General features: G+C 37.6%; 9 protein-coding genes. 2 read left to right on the forward strand and 7 right to left on the reverse strand.

The features are described 5' to 3' along the window. Window positions 1-16: 16 nt before the first annotated feature. Complete coding sequence (locus tag ACU8YW_RS17355) at window positions 17-7,489, reverse strand: CLIPPER-2 domain-containing protein (protein WP_446893982.1); 7,473 nt, start codon at window positions 7,487-7,489, stop codon at window positions 17-19. 116 nt (window positions 7,490-7,605) lie between these two features. Between ACU8YW_RS17355 and ACU8YW_RS17360 the strand changes: the two genes are divergently transcribed. Next, window positions 7,606-8,355 (forward strand): (S)-benzoin forming benzil reductase, encoded by a 750-nt coding sequence (locus ACU8YW_RS17360; RefSeq protein WP_088064154.1) that lies wholly within the window; start codon window positions 7,606-7,608, stop codon window positions 8,353-8,355. 35 nt (window positions 8,356-8,390) lie between these two features. On the opposite strand, the gene ACU8YW_RS17365 is transcribed toward ACU8YW_RS17360, so the two are convergent. The 6 genes from ACU8YW_RS17365 to ACU8YW_RS17390 all read right to left on the reverse strand — a co-directional run bounded on the left by ACU8YW_RS17365 (window position 8,391) and on the right by ACU8YW_RS17390 (window position 15,053). Further along, window positions 8,391-9,224 (reverse strand): GNAT family N-acetyltransferase, encoded by an 834-nt coding sequence (locus tag ACU8YW_RS17365; RefSeq protein WP_046954603.1) that lies wholly within the window; start codon window positions 9,222-9,224, stop codon window positions 8,391-8,393. 66 nt (window positions 9,225-9,290) lie between these two features. Further along, window positions 9,291-10,817 carry an argininosuccinate lyase gene (gene argH / locus ACU8YW_RS17370; protein ID WP_097889893.1) on the reverse strand — a complete coding sequence of 509 codons (1,527 nt, stop codon included), beginning with the start codon at window positions 10,815-10,817 and terminating at the stop codon, window positions 9,291-9,293. 235 nt (window positions 10,818-11,052) lie between these two features. Next, the gene (locus ACU8YW_RS17375) at window positions 11,053-12,162 is read right to left on the reverse strand and encodes a serine hydrolase (RefSeq protein ID WP_097889894.1); all 1,110 of its coding nucleotides are present in this window, start codon (window positions 12,160-12,162) and stop codon (window positions 11,053-11,055) included. Between the two features lie 117 nt (window positions 12,163-12,279). Beyond that, window positions 12,280-13,212: a nucleoside hydrolase gene (locus ACU8YW_RS17380; RefSeq protein WP_097889895.1), complete on the reverse strand. Its 933-nt coding sequence runs from the start codon at window positions 13,210-13,212 to the stop codon at window positions 12,280-12,282. A 119-nt stretch (window positions 13,213-13,331) separates the two neighbouring features. Beyond that, window positions 13,332-14,771 (reverse strand): sodium/pantothenate symporter, encoded by a 1,440-nt coding sequence (gene panF / locus ACU8YW_RS17385; protein WP_001104842.1) that lies wholly within the window; start codon window positions 14,769-14,771, stop codon window positions 13,332-13,334. A gap of 3 nt (window positions 14,772-14,774) precedes the next feature. Continuing rightward, window positions 14,775-15,053, reverse strand: coding sequence for a YhdT family protein (locus ACU8YW_RS17390; protein WP_000800722.1), 279 nt, complete (start codon window positions 15,051-15,053; stop codon window positions 14,775-14,777). 272 nt (window positions 15,054-15,325) lie between these two features. Between ACU8YW_RS17390 and dhaS the strand changes: the two genes are divergently transcribed. Then, entirely contained in the window at window positions 15,326-16,810 is a 1,485-nt protein-coding gene (dhaS, locus tag ACU8YW_RS17395) for an aldehyde dehydrogenase DhaS (RefSeq protein ID WP_426934047.1), read from the forward strand. Window positions 16,811-16,841: the final 31 nt, after the last annotated feature.

Here is a 16,841-nt window from a genome sequence, read left to right on the forward strand (position 1 = left end):
GATGCTCTTTTTGTTTTTATTTCTTATGTTCGTGCAAATGATTACACGGAGAACATTGAAATGGAATTTTATCTAAGCAATTAAAGTTTGTTTCACAAATTTGTTCGATCGTTGGGACGAACGGTATGACCACAATATTACTTTCTATTATTTGTGTAACAGGCGGTAACACTGTACCTACTTGATGTTCGAAGCGAATACTCGCTTGATTTATATAATTTCCTGAACCACTTGGCGCGCTCTGAACTACTACTTGGAACGAGACTGTGCGTGCTTCACCTGGATTTAAACTTCCTATAAGAAATCCTGATATTGGGTTTACATTTGGCACTGGCGTATTATCAACCGTTACACTTCCAAGGACAAATTGAACACTACTATCTAACATATCTTGAAAACGAATATTTTGTATCGCTGTATCTCCCGTATTTGTAATAACTGTCGTAAACGTAATAACATCTCCTATTGTTGCTGTTTGATGGTCTGCCACTTTTACAACAGTCGTTGAGACATTTTGAGGAATAAACGGGATAACAACTGTATTGCTATCGCCTTCAACTACTACAGCCGGTTCATTTGGATTCACAATTGCAAGCCCACTCGCCGTAGCTGTATTTGTAACTAAGTTATTTATTTGCCCTCCTGTTATTACAACTTGGAAATTAATAATTGCTGCATCATTTGGCTGAAAATTACCTAACGGAATACCTGTATTCGGGTTGGCAAATGGAAAAGGTACATCATTTACCGTTACCGAGCCATTTATAAATAACGTATTCGGATCAATGATATCTGTTAAAACAATATTCGTCACAGGAACTGTACTATCATTTATAACAGCAATTCCGTAAGTGACAACATCTCCTACCATCGCTACTTCAAAATCCGCTCCTTTTGCAACAAATAAGATTGCCGTATTTACCGTCACTATAACTGTATTGCTCGTATCCATCACTGTAACTGGCGGTTCTCCTGGTACTAAAATATATTCTGCTAACGCCCCAGCAAGGTTCACTACTGTACCACCATCTGGAAAACTTGTAATCGTAGCTTCATATGTTACAAGTGCCGTCTCACCCACTGGGATGTCTGGTATCGTAAATCCAGCCTGTGGATTTAACCCTGGTTGCGGAACTCCATTTATCGTTACACTATTTGGAACAAACTCAGCTTCCTGAGATAACACGTCTATAAATTGAACATTCATCGCATCAGCCGTACCAGTATTTAATATACGAACAGTATACGTTACCGTTTCTCCCACTCCAACAATCGGATGATCTACTTCTTTCAGCATATCTAAACTACCTCGATTTACTGGTGTGACTGTCGTATTACTTGAGTTCGTAATTGTAAACGGTGGTTCTCCTGGAATCAATTCGAAATCACCAGTTACTCTCGCTGTATTCATAATGCTACTAGAAGGCGGAATTGCGATTACATTTACTTCAAATGTAATTAATATACTGTCCCCTACTGCAAGATCTGGTAATGAAAAGCCTACAAATGGATCTAAACCTACTTGCGAAATTCCATTTATTTGTACACTTCCAGGAATGAATTCTAAACTAGGTGACGGAACATCGATAAACTGAACATTCGTCGCTAATACCGTTCCCGTATTTGTAACTTGCACACTATAAGTTAACGTATCCCCTAATCGTGTTGCTTGCTTATTTACGGTTTTTATAACATTAAATCTCCCTCTATTTACCCTTGTTATTGTCGTATTACTCGGTTCAGTTACTACAACCGGCGGCTCTCCTGGTACTAAAGTAAAGCTTCCTGTTATATTTGCAACGTTCGTAATGGTTCCTGATGACGGGATGTTTGTAACTGTCGCTTGAAACGTCACGATAACTGTTTCTCCAACTGGTATATCTCCAACTCCAAAGCCAGTAATCGGATTTAAGTTTGGTTGCGGGGCTCCATTTATCGTTACACTACTTGGTACAAATGACGCTCCTGCTGAAATCGTATCAATAAACTGAACATCATTAGCTGTTACTGTTCCTGTATTCGTTATTTGAACTGTATACGTTAATACATCTCCAACGAGAGTAGCAGCCCTATTTACTTGTTTAATAACATTAAATCGTCCTCTATTTACAGTTGTAAGTGTTGTATTGCTCGGTTGGTTTACTACAACTGGTGGTTCTCCTGGTACTAATATAAAGCTTCCCGTAATATTTGCAGTATTAGCAATTGTTCCGTTTGATGGAACACTGACAACTGTTACTTGGAACGTAACTTCTACACTTTCACCTGGGCTTATATCTGGAAGCGGGAATCCATTATTAGGATTGAATCCAGGTTGTAGCACACCATCTATCGTTACACTATCTGGTATAAATGTGATCGAGGACGGTAATACATCACTATATTGAACATTTGTCGCTACCACTGTACCTGTATTTTGAACTATTGTTGTATATGTGATTGTATCACCTACTGCAACAACCGGCTGACTTACTGATTTTAAAACATTTAAACCGGGTTCATTAATTTCTGTTAATGTCGTATTACTTGTTGTTGTTTCTGTAATAGGCGGCTCTGTTTCACTTACAGCAAATGTAGCTGTAACGTCTACAAAGTTAACAATCGTTCCCCCCTCAGGTATGCTCGTAACCACTTCCTGATATGTGACAAGTACAAAATCATCTACAGGGATATCTGGAACTGTAAAGCCAATGAAAGGATCTAATCCTGGTGCCGGCACCCCATTTATGCTCACACTTCCCGGTACAAATGCTACACCGGCGGAAGTTGTATCTATAAATTTAACATTCGTTGCTGCCACTGTACCGAAATTAAAGATTAATACATCATACGTTAATATTTCTCCAACCGTCGCTACCTCTTTATCGACTAGTTTTAATGGAAATATAGACGCTATATTAATTGTCGTAACGACTAAATTCGTTAATATCGTTTCCGTAATTGGTGGTTCCTGCGGATTTGGTTGTGAAGTAAATGTAACATCTGCATCATTTAATATGACTTCATTATCTGGAATCTCCGTAATCGTCACTTGGAACGTCACAGCAATATTTGCACCTGCATTTAATAACGGACTAACTGGAAATCCTGTTTCTGGATTTAAGCCAAGTTGCTGCGCCCCACCTATCGTTACACTATTTGCTACAAATATCGTTCCTTCTGGTATGACATCTTGAAAGAACACATCTGTAACTGGTATAATTCCTACGTTTGAAATTAGCACAGTATACGTTAATACATCCCCAACCGCTCCAGCAGCAACATCAACTGTTTTTGTTGCTGTTACTTCACCAGGAGGAGGTAACGGTATCGTAACTACTGTCGTATTACTTGAATTGGTTGTTGTTACAGGGGGCTGTAAAGGATTTAATAAAAAAGTAGCTGTTGCAGATGCCGTGTTTAATACGGCTCCGCGCGTGGATGGCGCAACTACTGTTACTTGGAACGTTACAGTCAATGATGTTCCAGCAGCAATATTAGGAAGCGTAAAACCTATATTTGGATCAAATCCAGGTTGAGGCGTTCCATTTATCGTTACGCTATTTGCTACAAATGTTGTTTCTGGAGCAATTGAATCAATGAAGGAAACATTCGTTGCTGTTACTGTGCCGTTATTTCGAATGACTACAGAATACGTGTAAGTCTCTCCAAGTGCAGCTTGTTGTACAGATGAAGATTTTTGTATATTTAATCGAGCAGTGTTTACTTGCGTCACAACGAAATTACTATTCGTAACAGTCGTTATTGGAGGGTTTGCTGGATTTATAAGAAAACTTGCAGTAACGTTCGATTGGTTTCTTATATTTCCACCGCTCGGAACACTCGTCACTGTAACTTGAAACGTAATCGTAGATGTTTGCCCGACCGGAATATTTGGTACTGGGAAACCTACCATAGGATTCGCGCCTTGCTGAACAACTCCATTTATCGTCACACTATTTGCTACAAACGCAGTACCAGACGGAATTGGATCTTGAAAAATAATATTCGTTGCAGGAACAGTTCCTGTATTTTGAATAAGAATCGTATACGTTAACGTATCTCCTACTCCTGCTTGTGGTGTATTTACACTCTTCATTACATTAAGTGATCCTACATTCACTCGCGTCACAACAATGTTACTAATCGTTACAATTGTAACTGGTGGCTGGAGAGGACTTACTTGGAAATCAGCAGTTACATTCGCATTATTCGGAAGAACTCTATTTGGTGGTACACTCGTAATCGTCACTTGAAAAGTAACTGTTACCATCCCTCCTACCGGAATGTTAGCAAGTGGAAATCCAATTATTGGGCTTAAACCTGGTTGAGGCGTTCCATTTATCGTTACACTATTTGCTACAAACGTTGTTCCAGATGGAATTGGATCAACGAATGATACATTTGTCGCTGCTACTGTTCCACTATTTTGTATACGAATTGTATACGTTAGCGTATCTCCTACACCTGCTTCAGTAGCACTTACACTTTTTATTACATTTAGCCCTGAAGAATTCACCACTGTATTAACAGTATTACTTGGCACCGTTACAGTAATTGGTGGCTCTGTTGGATTTACAAGAAAATCTCCAGTTACATTCGCATTATTTACAACATTATTTCCTTGAGGAATTTCATCAATTAATACTTCAAACGTAACAATTACACTCGCGCCAGTAGGCAAATTATTTAATAAGAATCCAAGTTCTGGATCTGCCCCTTCTTGTAAAACACCATTAACAACTACACTGTTTTCAATAAATAATGTCCCTTGTGGAATTGAATCTTGAAAAAATACATTTGTAGCTGGTACACTACCTGCATTTATGATTTCAATTGTATATACTAAAACATCCCCTACCGTTGCAACATTCGTATTCACTGATTTCACAACTTCAAAGTTCCCTGATTGTACTGTTGTATTCACAATGTTACTCGGAACATTGATTGTTACTGGTGGTTCACTCGGGTTCACTTGAAAACTCGCTGTTACATTTGCTTGATTTAAAATATCTTCATTTTCTGGATCCTGTACAATTAATACGTCAAATGTGACTACAACTGTTTGAGCCGCAGGAATATTCGGAAGAGAGAATCCTGTATTCGGATTCAAACCACTTTGCGATACTCCATTAACGGTTACAGAATTTGCAACGAAAGAAACCGCTGAAGAGATAATGTCTTGGAAAAATACATTTGTTAACGGAACGTTTCCTGTATTTTGAACGGCAATTGTGTATGTTAAAGTATCCCCTACTGCCGCTTGCGTTGTATTCACTTCTTTTATTACATTTAAACCGCCTGTATTAACTTGTGTCACAACTGTATTCGTTTGTCTATTAATCGTCACTGGTGGTTGATTCGGAATAACGACGAAATTAGCAGATACATTTCCACGATTCGCAATCGTACCTCCTGATGGCGTAGATGTCACTCGGACTTGAAAACGCACTGTCCTACTTCCACCTGGAGAAATATTTGCTACCGCAAACCCAGTCGAAGGATTTGCTCCTGGTTGTGAAACCCCATCTACAGTTACACTATTTGCGATAAAAGTTGTTCCAATTGGAATTGGATCTTGAAAAATAACATTTGTCGCAAGTACATTTCCGGCATTCTCAATTGTAATAGTGTACGTAAGAACGTCATTCACTGTCGCAAAAGCTCTATCCACTGCTTTTCTCGTTCTTATATCAGCTACATTAATTGTAGTAAATACAGTGTTACTTGTCGCCTGTCCTGAAATTGGTTGTTGACCAGGTACTGGAGTAAAGTTAAATGTTACACTCGCACGATTTGGAATTGGATTTACAAGCGGATTAGATGTTACTCGAACTTGAAAACGCACTACCGTCGTTTGCGAAGCATTAATACTTCCTAGATTAATACTACTTGCTGGATTTGCTCCTGGACGTGCTACCCCATTTACCGTGACACTATTTGGAACAAATGTTGTGCCACCAGGGATACTATCAACAAAAACAACATTATTTGCAGTGACATTTCCATTATTCGTCACATTAACTGTGTATGTTAATACATCATTAAGGGTTGCTGTCTGTAAATCTACAGATTTTTGCATACTTATAGTTGCTTGATTCACTGTCGTTTGTACTGAATTTGAAGAAGACATACTTGTAATTGGTGGACTACCGACGAAAGGACGGAATTGATATGACACCATTGCGCGATTCGGAATAGGATTTGGGTTCGGAAACGATGTTATTCGCACTTGAAATGTAACAACTCTTTGCGCGTTAGTTGGGATTGTGCCTAAATTAATTCCATTAGCAGGGTTCGCATTCGGCTGTGTTACTCCACCTACCGTTACACTACCTGTAACAAACGTCGTTCCGTTCGGAATACTATCTTGTAATATAACATTTTCTGCACTTCCCGTACCTGTATTAGGAACTGTAATTGTGTAGGTAAGAATATCTCCAACTCCTGCAACTGTTCTATTGACCGATTTAACAGGATTAATAATTGGCCCCGTTGCATCAATTTGAACCCCAAAACCAGCTGCAGCATATCCATCTCCATTAGTAACGAATCGAACCGTTGCTGACGTTTGATTATTTACTAATGATGCAGAGGCATTTACATTTGTAATATCCCACCCTTGTCTTCGGACGGCTAAAGCTATCCCTAAAGGCTGATTCAAATCTCCAAACGTTCCAGTTGTATCTAACTCTCCAATATCGTTACAAATTTGTGACTGAAAAAAATTATTTGCGGGGTTTCTCGGGCCGGATAATGCAACTGTAGTATTTGCATTCGGTCCAAAACGAAGTTGATCTCCAACAATGTTAGAATCACCTTCTTGAGCAGTTACGAGCACCCGTCCTGTTACAGCTCCTGTGGCTGGAGTAGCAAATCCTGAAATAGTAGCATCCACTGGTGGTGATGAAGCATCGATAATTTCTTGACCTGCATAAACTGATAAATTCCGAAGTGGCAAACTAGCATTTTGATACACAACCTCAATCGTCCATCCAGCCGAACGACTAATAGTTGGATCAGATGAAGTTCTTGCAGCTGGCACAGCCCCGGTTGTATATGTGCCTGCCCCACCCGCACTAACAAGATTCGTTACATTGGCAGAGCGCGCATAATAAAACTGATTCCCTACTGAACCTTGCTGCGCAGTAGCAGGATCTGGCGTAACAGAAAAAGTCCCAGCCGGTGTTGTAAATGTAATATTATCATTTAAAAACGGTAAAACATCTTCCGTATCAGTCCGGAAAGTACCAGCCCAAACTAATTCTGCATATAACACACTACTTCCCGCTGGAAGATTTAAAATTGCACTTGAAGAATTCAATTGCCATTCATCTGTTGTCCCTACCGGGAATCCTGGTACTTGTAGCGCTGTATTTACTGTCGTAAACACAGCAAGTGTACCAAAAATATTACCTGGTGCAGGTGATGTAGGGCTAAGCCCTAACGTATTCCCAGTGAACGTGACGGCACCAGGTACTGTTGTTGTAAAACGATTTATAAAAGGCACACAATCATCTCATTTCAATTATAGTAAAAAGTGCTCTATACTATAAAATGTAGACAAACTATGCAATGTACTTTGTCCAACAAAATTCCGCACATACGAGAGGAGCTTACTACACTATGCGCTATGTTATCGTAACAGGAACTTCACAAGGTTTAGGTGAGGCAATTGCCGCACAATTGTTAGAAGAAAACACGAGTATCATCTCTATTTCTAGAAGAGAAAATAAAGAGCTTACGAAACTTGCACAGCAATATAACAGCAATTGTGTTTTCCACTCCTTAGATCTTCAAGATGTACATAATTTAGAAACGAACTTTAACGAAATCATTTCATCCATTCAAGAAGACACTGTATCATCTATTCATTTAATTAATAACGCTGGTACACTCGCACCAATGAGACCAATAGAAAAAGCTGAAAGCGAACTACTCATTACGAATGTTCAAATTAATTTACTTGCACCGATGATCCTTACCTCCACTTTCATGAAACATACGAAAGACTGGAAAGTAGATAAACGTGTTATAAACATTTCATCTGGTGCAGGGAAAAATCCTTATTTCGGATGGGGCGCTTATTGCACGACGAAAGCTGGTGTAAATATGTTTACACAGTGCGTAGCAACCGAAGAAGCAGAAAAAGAATATCCAGTAAAAATCGTCTCTTTTGCACCTGGTGTTGTTGACACAAGTATGCAAGCACAAATTCGTGAAACAAATAAAGAAGATTTCATAAATTTAGACCGCTTCATCGCACTAAAAGAAGAAGGAAAACTATTGTCACCTGAATACGTTGCGAAAGCAATTCGTAACTTACTAGAAACTGAGAATTTCCCGCAAGGTGAAGTCATTCGAATTGATGAATAACAAAAAGGCATGCTCTAATAGCGTGCCTTTTCATTTTATTTCTCTAAAAATATAAGTATAGACTCCGCAATTTGTTCATAACCAATTTCTTGATAAATTTTATTAGACGTAGGATTCGCTAGATCAGTATATAACGTAGTCGTCTTATACCCTTCATCTAACATACGTTGACTAAGTGCACCGACACAACTAGATGCATATCCTTTTTTCCGTTCTTCTTTCGGCGTATATACGAAATTAACTGTTATATTGTTTGTAGTCGGTCTCGTTTTTGCAGCTACAGATACAAGCTTCCCATCTACTTCTAAACCAAATAGACGACGGTTCGTAATTAATGTATGAGCGGTTTGGGTCGCTTCTTCTTTCGTAGTAGGCAAATTCACATCTTCGCAAAATTGATATATCCACTGTTCTATTAATGGTAGCTCATCACTACTTACTTCTCGAAATACTCCATCTCCGTTCCACTTTTTCTTCACTTGTTTTAATTCATATATACCTTGCTCCATTGCAACAGTAGTTTTCTTATTTTCTAACACTGCAATCTCTTCCGCTAATCTCTGTACCATTTTCTTATTACCAATCAATCCAGGAACATTTGGATATACTTCTGCTAATCTTTTTGCAAGTTCCACAATTTCCTCTTCCATCATTTCAGACGTAGCAACAATGATTTGTTTCTTCTCTTCTGTTTGAAGAAATACAACTTTAATTTCTTCTCTTTGTTTTGCTACTCCCATAAATATCGGTTGTTGAACCATTTGTAATACACCTAATATGAGATTATTTTCCTGCTCATTCTTTTCTAAAAATGGTGTAACCTCTTTTTTAAAAGTAAGAATCTCTTCATATACATGTAATTGAATCATCGACAATCTCTTCTCTCTATTTATAGTTTCATTAAGTATTGGCGATTAATTCATTAAATTCCTCTTTTACGATTCAATAATATTCGAAACTAACGTATTTAAATCATTTTCCGCTTGTAAAATTCTCTGTTTTTCCTTTTCAAATACCTCTTCTTCTTTTTGAAATGACTCTTTTCGATTGTTAATCATGCGCTCCATTTCTTTTTTACTCGGTCCACCGTATACATTTCTTTTTTGTATAAAAGCTTCTGGTGATACAATTTCTTCCCACTCTTTTTCTAATAATTTTATTTTAAATTTTTCTTGTAAGTATATATTTACATCTTTTACATGTAATTCATGCAGCTCTTTTTTTTGCTCCAATGACATATTCGCAATAACACTCGCTGCATGATGCGCATGCCGAAATGGAATGCTATAGTTTTTTGTTAAAACATCTGCGAAATCAGTTATCGTAATTGCATGTTTATAAGAACGACTCTTCAACGTTTCTTCTTCTACTTTCATCGTTCGAATAACTGCATTCATAATACAAAAAACACGAATGGTCTTTTCAATCCCTTTATATAAATACGGCTGCAGGTCATCTTCCGTATCGACAATATCACCAAATGGAGTATTATGAATCATTTGAAATACTGTAAATGCTTCTCCTAAAGCACTACTCGTAATCGCACGGGCGTGTTCAATGGAAACTGGATTTCGCTTTTGCGGCATAATGCTACTTATTTGTACATATGGCTTTGCGACAGTAATACCATCATATTCTTTCGTCGCTAATAGTAAGAAATCATGGATCCATCTACTCGTATTCGTCATAATTACCATAAGTAACGAGCTAACTTCTAATAAATAATCCGCTCCAGCAACAGCATCATATGAGTTCTCAATTACATTTGTAAACCCAAGTAAATTGGCAACTCGCTCTCGTTTAATTGGGAAACTTGTTGTAGAAAGAGCGGCAGCTCCCATTGGAGATTGGTTTAAAAGTTTGTACGTTCGTTTCATTCGTTCTAAATCTCTTTGCATCGTATCATAAATCGCTAACGTATAATGACCAAATGTTGTGGGCTGTGCTGGTTGTGTATGTGTATAAGCTGGCATAATCGTTTCCTTATGATCATCGGCAAGTTGTAATATACTTTCTTGCAATAATAAATGATGTTCCATTAATCGTAATACATATCTTCTTAAACTCATGCGATACATCGTTACACCCATATCATTTCTACTTCTACCAATATGCATATTACTTACAAAATCGCTTTTCGCTTCTTGAGAAATTAAATGTTCCACTAAAAAAAAGAGATCTTCATGCCGCTCTGTATAGAGCAATTGCTCTTCTGGAATTCCCTCTACCTTTTTTAATGCGTGTAGTATAACTTTAGCTTCTTCCTTTTTCATTAAATTTTCTTCAGTCAGCATCGTGATATGCGCTTTATGCACTTGAAACATATCTTTCAATAAGTAATTTCGCTGAAAATGAAATACATGTTGTAATACGCAATCTACATATGTTTTTCCAGGGAAATCAGCGCCTTCACTCTTTATAAACTCTTCTTTACTTTGTTTCATCACCTTTTCCCCTCTCACCTAAGTATTACTACCCATCATACCCAGAGATAGGAAAAAAGTGCTTGTACATAAAGTGAAACTTTAATCAGTGGGGGTTTTCTTCATCCCCCACTGATTATTAGTTGAACCAATCGGACTTTTAGGGGCAGTTGATCCCCCACCTAACTTCTTTGCTTTCGCTGAATTTTGAGGTGGGGGTCTTACTGCCCATTAAAGCGGGATAAAAATAAACTCGGTGCTCTCTGCACCGAGTTTACTTAATAAAAGTCGCATCATACTTATCACTTTGCAGCACTTGGAAATGTAAGTTCGCTAAATGTTTCCGTATTTCTGCACTGTCGTCCTCATTTAAATTATTTGCTAAAAACACTATTTCTGTACAATTCCCGCGTTTATCCATCGCATAAACTGCTTTTGTAACTGTCCATGGCGTATAGCCATTTTTTTGCCCTGCATGTCTAAATGTTTTACGATATTTTTTAGCACTCATATCTGTTTCAACGATATTCGCCCACACTTTTTCTTCGGCTTCTGTTAGGCCACCTTTATGATTTGCCTTTTGAAGCAGTACCATATAATCGTTTGCAGAAGCTGCTGGTAATCGATCTGACCAAATTTTATCGTAACGTTCCTCTAAATAAAGAGGAATTTCCTTCTGTAATAATGGCCCCTTCTTCTTTAAGCGTTCATGTATAATCATCGCATATTCACGATATTGCTCTTGAGACATCTCTTTTAACTTTTTCTCTATTTTATATTTCGGAACATGTAATTCTTTATGCAAATATCCAGGGATGTATAAAGATGAAACAATCGGAAATAGCGGCTGATGTGCTGGAAGCGATAAACTTTGTAAATTACGATTAATATTATCTAATCCTAACACTTCCATCAAATATTCAGCATTCGCATTCGAACTAAACTTAACCATTCCTTTTGCCACTTCTTCTAAAGAAACTGCCCCTTCTGTTATCTTTTCTGTCTTTTGCAAATACCTTTGCCATCTATCTTGTGCACCGCCATCTGTATTCGGCACATAATAACGATTTATATCATTAATGGAAACGAAACTAGACGGATCAATTTTCCCTTCCGTAACTTGTTTCGTATATTCAAGCGCCACAATTAACTTCATCGTACTAGCAACTGGCAATACAACATTTGGATTTACAGAATAAACAACTTTATCATTTCTCTTCACGAGAAGGGCACTATTTTTTTCATCTTTATGTTCTTCAATAAAGGATGCGATATACTGTGCATCATCATTATTTGAACTCCACACTTTTTTCACTAAAAAATTACCCGATATTAGCAAAACGAAAATACCCACAATCACTGCGCATACTATAGTTTTTTTCAAGTAAAATTCCTCTCCTATTGTATAACTCTTCTCTATCTATCTCTTTCAAACAAAATAATGGAGATGATTATTTTAGTAATCATCTCCATTATTTTAACTTGTATTCTCCTATTATGTCTACGTCATAATTTTCACGAAGTCTTCGAGAAATTTTTTATAATGTAATGACCAACCAATTCGCACCCAATTCTTTAAGGATTTTGCATCAGGTTGAGGACGAAAATCAGCAATACTTTCTCCTTTTGCAATCCCTACTGTATCTACATCGACACGGCGGTATACATAGTCCAAAATAGACGGATTTGCCGCAACCATCATTGTGACAACGTCATGCACTGGACTTCCTTTTATTTTCGGATTTAGCTTTCTATAAGCTTTATAATAATACGTAAAAATCGGTTCAATTAATTTATTAAAATTCGTTTTAGAATGTTTCGTAATGTAATTCACCATCTCTGGCGTAATAATTGCTTCAGATGTAACGTTAAGTGGCACTAATGTCACATTCTTGGCGTTTTGCATAACTAATTGTGACGCAATCGGATCACCATGAAAATTCGCCTCTGCAACTGGTGTAACATTTCCAGGCATTAAGAAAGAACCACCCATTATATAATATTCTTTCACATACTTCATCATCGGCTTTTCTAAAATAAATGCTGTCGCTAGTGTCGTTGACCTGCCTGCATCGACAATGATTAATTCTCCTTTATATTTTTCAAGAATATCAAAAAAAGCACAAAAAGGTTTTATATTTGGTGAAAAAGCTTTTGGAGGTTTAATTGGCCCTAAACCGTCTGCCCCATGAATTTCTGGATAATACGTTGTAACATCTCCGGATAAAGGAATTTTCGCACCATTAATAACAGGTATATCTTCCCGTCCTGCCATTTGTAGCAAATATGCTGCATTACTTGTCGCCTTTTCTTGTGTTACATTTCCATATCCGGTTACAACACCAACAATATCAATATCAGGATGCATAATTCCGTACATGATGGCTAAAGAGTCATCAATTCCTGGGTCTCCCAAAAATAATACTTTTTTCATCGACCTCAACTCCATCCCCTCAATTGTTATTAATTTATGAATAACCTTACATATACAGAATAAAAAAGAATAAATTCACACAAAAAAACGTAGTCCTCTATAAGGACTACGTTCTTCCTCTAACCTATACTGTTTTTCTTCACAGCACTCATACTTCCAATGATATAAGCTATAAACGCAAAACAAATTGGGAAGACAACTGTATGTATACCGAACGGATTTGGATAGAAAAGATGAATACACATATATGAGCCTACCCCAACTAAAATAGAGGCAAGCGCTCCTGTTGCATTTCCTTTTCTCCAATATAACCCTAATACGATTGGCCAAATGAATGCTGCTTCTAACCCACCGAAAGAAAATAAATTTAACCATATTAAAAAATCTGGTGGTTTAATTGCTGCTGCATAAACGAGCAGCCCTACGATACCAGTAATCCACAAACTTCCTTTTCTAATCGTACTGTCTGCTGCATCTTTATTTATGTAATTTACGTATATGTCTTTAATAATTGATGAACTTACAAGTAACAATAACGAGTTTACTGTAGACATAATTGCTGCCATTGGCGCAGCTAAGAAAACTCCAGCTAGCCAAGGTGGCAACACTTCCATCGCGAGTAGCGGCATGACTTTATCCGGTACCGTTATACCCGGAAGTACGACTCGCGCAAATACACCTGTTAAATGCATACCAATCATAATTGTACCTACAACAACCGTTCCAATTATTAACGCTTGGTGCATAGCTTTTGAATTTTTATAAGACATGGCACGCACGCTAATTTGCGGTAACCCAACAACACCAATTCCAATTAAAATCCAAAATGATGTCACATATGATTTCGTTAAACTACCATCCGCTCCGAATGGTGTAATTAAATTTGGATTGATTTGAATAAGCTCCTGCATAATCTTTTCAATTCCACCACCAGCAATGACAGTAGCAATTAAAATGATTGTCGTTCCAACTAACATAATGATTCCTAATAACGTATCTGATAAAGCAACTGCACGAAATCCACCAATTAATACGTACACAAGTACAGAAAAAGTAAATAAAAATAGTGCTGTTGTATAAGATAGACCCGTTAGTGATTCAATTAATCGGCCACCACCGACCCATTGAGCTACTGTTGCTGAAAATAAGAAGATAATAATACATAACGCAGAAAGTATAACAACTGCTTTATTATTGTATCTTCCCTTTAAATAATCGATAAGAGTAATGGCTTCCATCTTCCTAGCGATAATTGCAAACTTTTTACCGATAACCGTTAAAACGATATACCCTGTTACAACTTGAATCGCAGATAATAATACCCATCCGAGGCCCATATTGTACGCAATACCTGGACCACCAATAAAGCTACTAGCACTACCGTACGTAGCAATCATTGTCATCGCTAATAATAAACCGCCAAGTTCACGCCCACCAAGAAAATATTCTTGTAAAAATTTATTATTAGCAGTCGCTTGTACGCGTCTTGAAGCATATACACCAATTAAAAATACAACGATAAACGAAATTATCATTGGAATGATTACATACCAATTCATCTATTATTCCTCACTTTTTTCTTCCTCATCGAGTGAAATATCTTGAAATACAAAACGAACAACTAAACTAAGTAAAATAACCATAACGATAAATCCAACGATACAGCTATAAAAAAACCATGCTGGAAAACCGAATACATATGTATATTCACTTGGATTTTTACTACCAAGCCCATAAGCAAATCCGTACCATATTATAAAATTGATAATAGCAAGTCCAAGACCAATTAACGCTTCTCTATGGGCAATTCGAAAGCGTGGATCATCATGATAATTCTTCATTTTCTCCCTCCTCTCACGATGTATTATTGTACCATTGTTCTTCTAGTTTTTCCTACTAGAAAGCAAAAACAAGCAGGATTTTTTATAATCATATAGAAGCTTCTCTTACATTACATATTTTTTACAATTGTAACACAAATGAAATTTGAATTTTCAGTATTTGTTAATTATGATTAAAATTAGAGGCTTTCCATCTAGTTCCCACATCCTTGATTTCGGAATAAACGCCGTCTCGTACTGCGTTTACATTATATTTTCAAGGGGGTTATACAATGAGTCAACTAGCTGTAAATCTTCATGAAAAGGTAGAAAAGTTTCTTCAAGGTACAAAAAAGTTATATGTGAATGGATCTTTCATTGAAAGCGCTTCCGGAAAAACATTTAAAACACCTAACCCAGCAACCAGCGAAACACTTGCCGTCGTTTCTGAGGCTGGTCGAGAAGATATTCATAAAGCTGTCGTTGCAGCTCGCATGGCTTTCGACGAAGGTCCTTGGTCTCGCATGAGCACTGCTGAGCGAAGCCGTCTTATGTACAAGTTAGCTGATTTAATGGAAGAACATAAAGAAGAGCTTGCACAGCTCGAAACATTAGATAACGGAAAGCCAATCCGTGAAACAATGGCAGCAGACATACCACTTGCAATTGAACATATGCGCTATTATGCTGGCTGGGCTACGAAAATCGTTGGTCAAACAATTCCTGTTTCTGGTAATTACTTTAACTATACACGCCATGAGGCTGTTGGTGTCGTCGGTCAAATTATTCCTTGGAACTTCCCACTTCTTATGGCAATGTGGAAAATGGGAGCAGCGCTTGCTACAGGATGTACAATCGTTTTAAAACCTGCAGAGCAAACTCCACTATCCGCTCTATACTTAGCTGAATTAATTGAAGAAGCTGGATTCCCGAAAGGTGTTATTAATATCGTTCCTGGATTCGGTGAATCAGCTGGACAAGCTCTCGTTAATCATCCACTCGTTGATAAAATTGCATTTACTGGTTCTACTCCAGTCGGTAAACAAATTATGCGACAAGCATCTGAATCATTAAAACGCGTTACACTTGAGTTAGGCGGTAAATCACCAAATATCATCTTGCCAGATGCTGATTTATCTCGCGCGATTCCTGGTGCACTTTCTGGTGTTATGTTTAACCAAGGACAAGTATGCTCTGCTGGATCACGCTTATTTGTTCCGAAGAAAATGTATGATAATGTCATGGCTGATCTCGTCCTCTATTCTAAAAAACTAAATCAAGGTGTCGGTCTTAACCCTGAAACAACAATCGGTCCTCTCGTTTCCGAAGAACAACAAAAACGTGTAATGGGCTACATTGAAAAAGGGATTGAAGAAGGCGCTGAAGTACTTTGCGGAGGAGGCAATCCATTCGATCAAGGCTACTTCGTTTCTCCTACAGTATTCGCTGACGTAAATGACGAAATGACCATCGCAAAAGAAGAAATTTTCGGTCCAGTTATTTCTGCAATACCTTTTAACGATATTGATGAAGTAATTGAACGTGCAAATAAATCACAATTCGGCTTAGCGGCTGGTGTGTGGACAGAAAATGTTAAAACAGCACATTATGTTGCAAGTAAAGTACGTGCTGGTACAGTATGGGTAAACTGTTATAACGTCTTTGATGCAGCATCTCCATTCGGAGGATTTAAACAATCTGGTCTTGGTCGTGAAATGGGATCTTACGCATTAAATAACTATACAGAAGTGAAGAGTGTTTGGCTCAACTTAAATTAACGAAAAAAGAACCTGGCCTATCCGGTCAGGT

Source organism: Bacillus pretiosus, from assembly GCF_052947655.1.

Coding starts and splice junctions, on each gene's coding strand:
- dhaS (WP_426934047.1), top strand. CDS start 15,326: ATGAGTCAACTAGCTGTAAATCTTCATGAAAAGGTAGAAAAGTTTCTT.
- ACU8YW_RS17390 (WP_000800722.1), bottom strand. CDS start 15,053: ATGAAGAATTATCATGATGATCCACGCTTTCGAATTGCCCATAGAGAA.
- ACU8YW_RS17360 (WP_088064154.1), top strand. CDS start 7,606: ATGCGCTATGTTATCGTAACAGGAACTTCACAAGGTTTAGGTGAGGCA.
- panF (WP_001104842.1), bottom strand. CDS start 14,771: ATGAATTGGTATGTAATCATTCCAATGATAATTTCGTTTATCGTTGTA.
- ACU8YW_RS17365 (WP_046954603.1), bottom strand. CDS start 9,224: ATGATTCAATTACATGTATATGAAGAGATTCTTACTTTTAAAAAAGAG.
- ACU8YW_RS17380 (WP_097889895.1), bottom strand. CDS start 13,212: ATGAAAAAAGTATTATTTTTGGGAGACCCAGGAATTGATGACTCTTTA.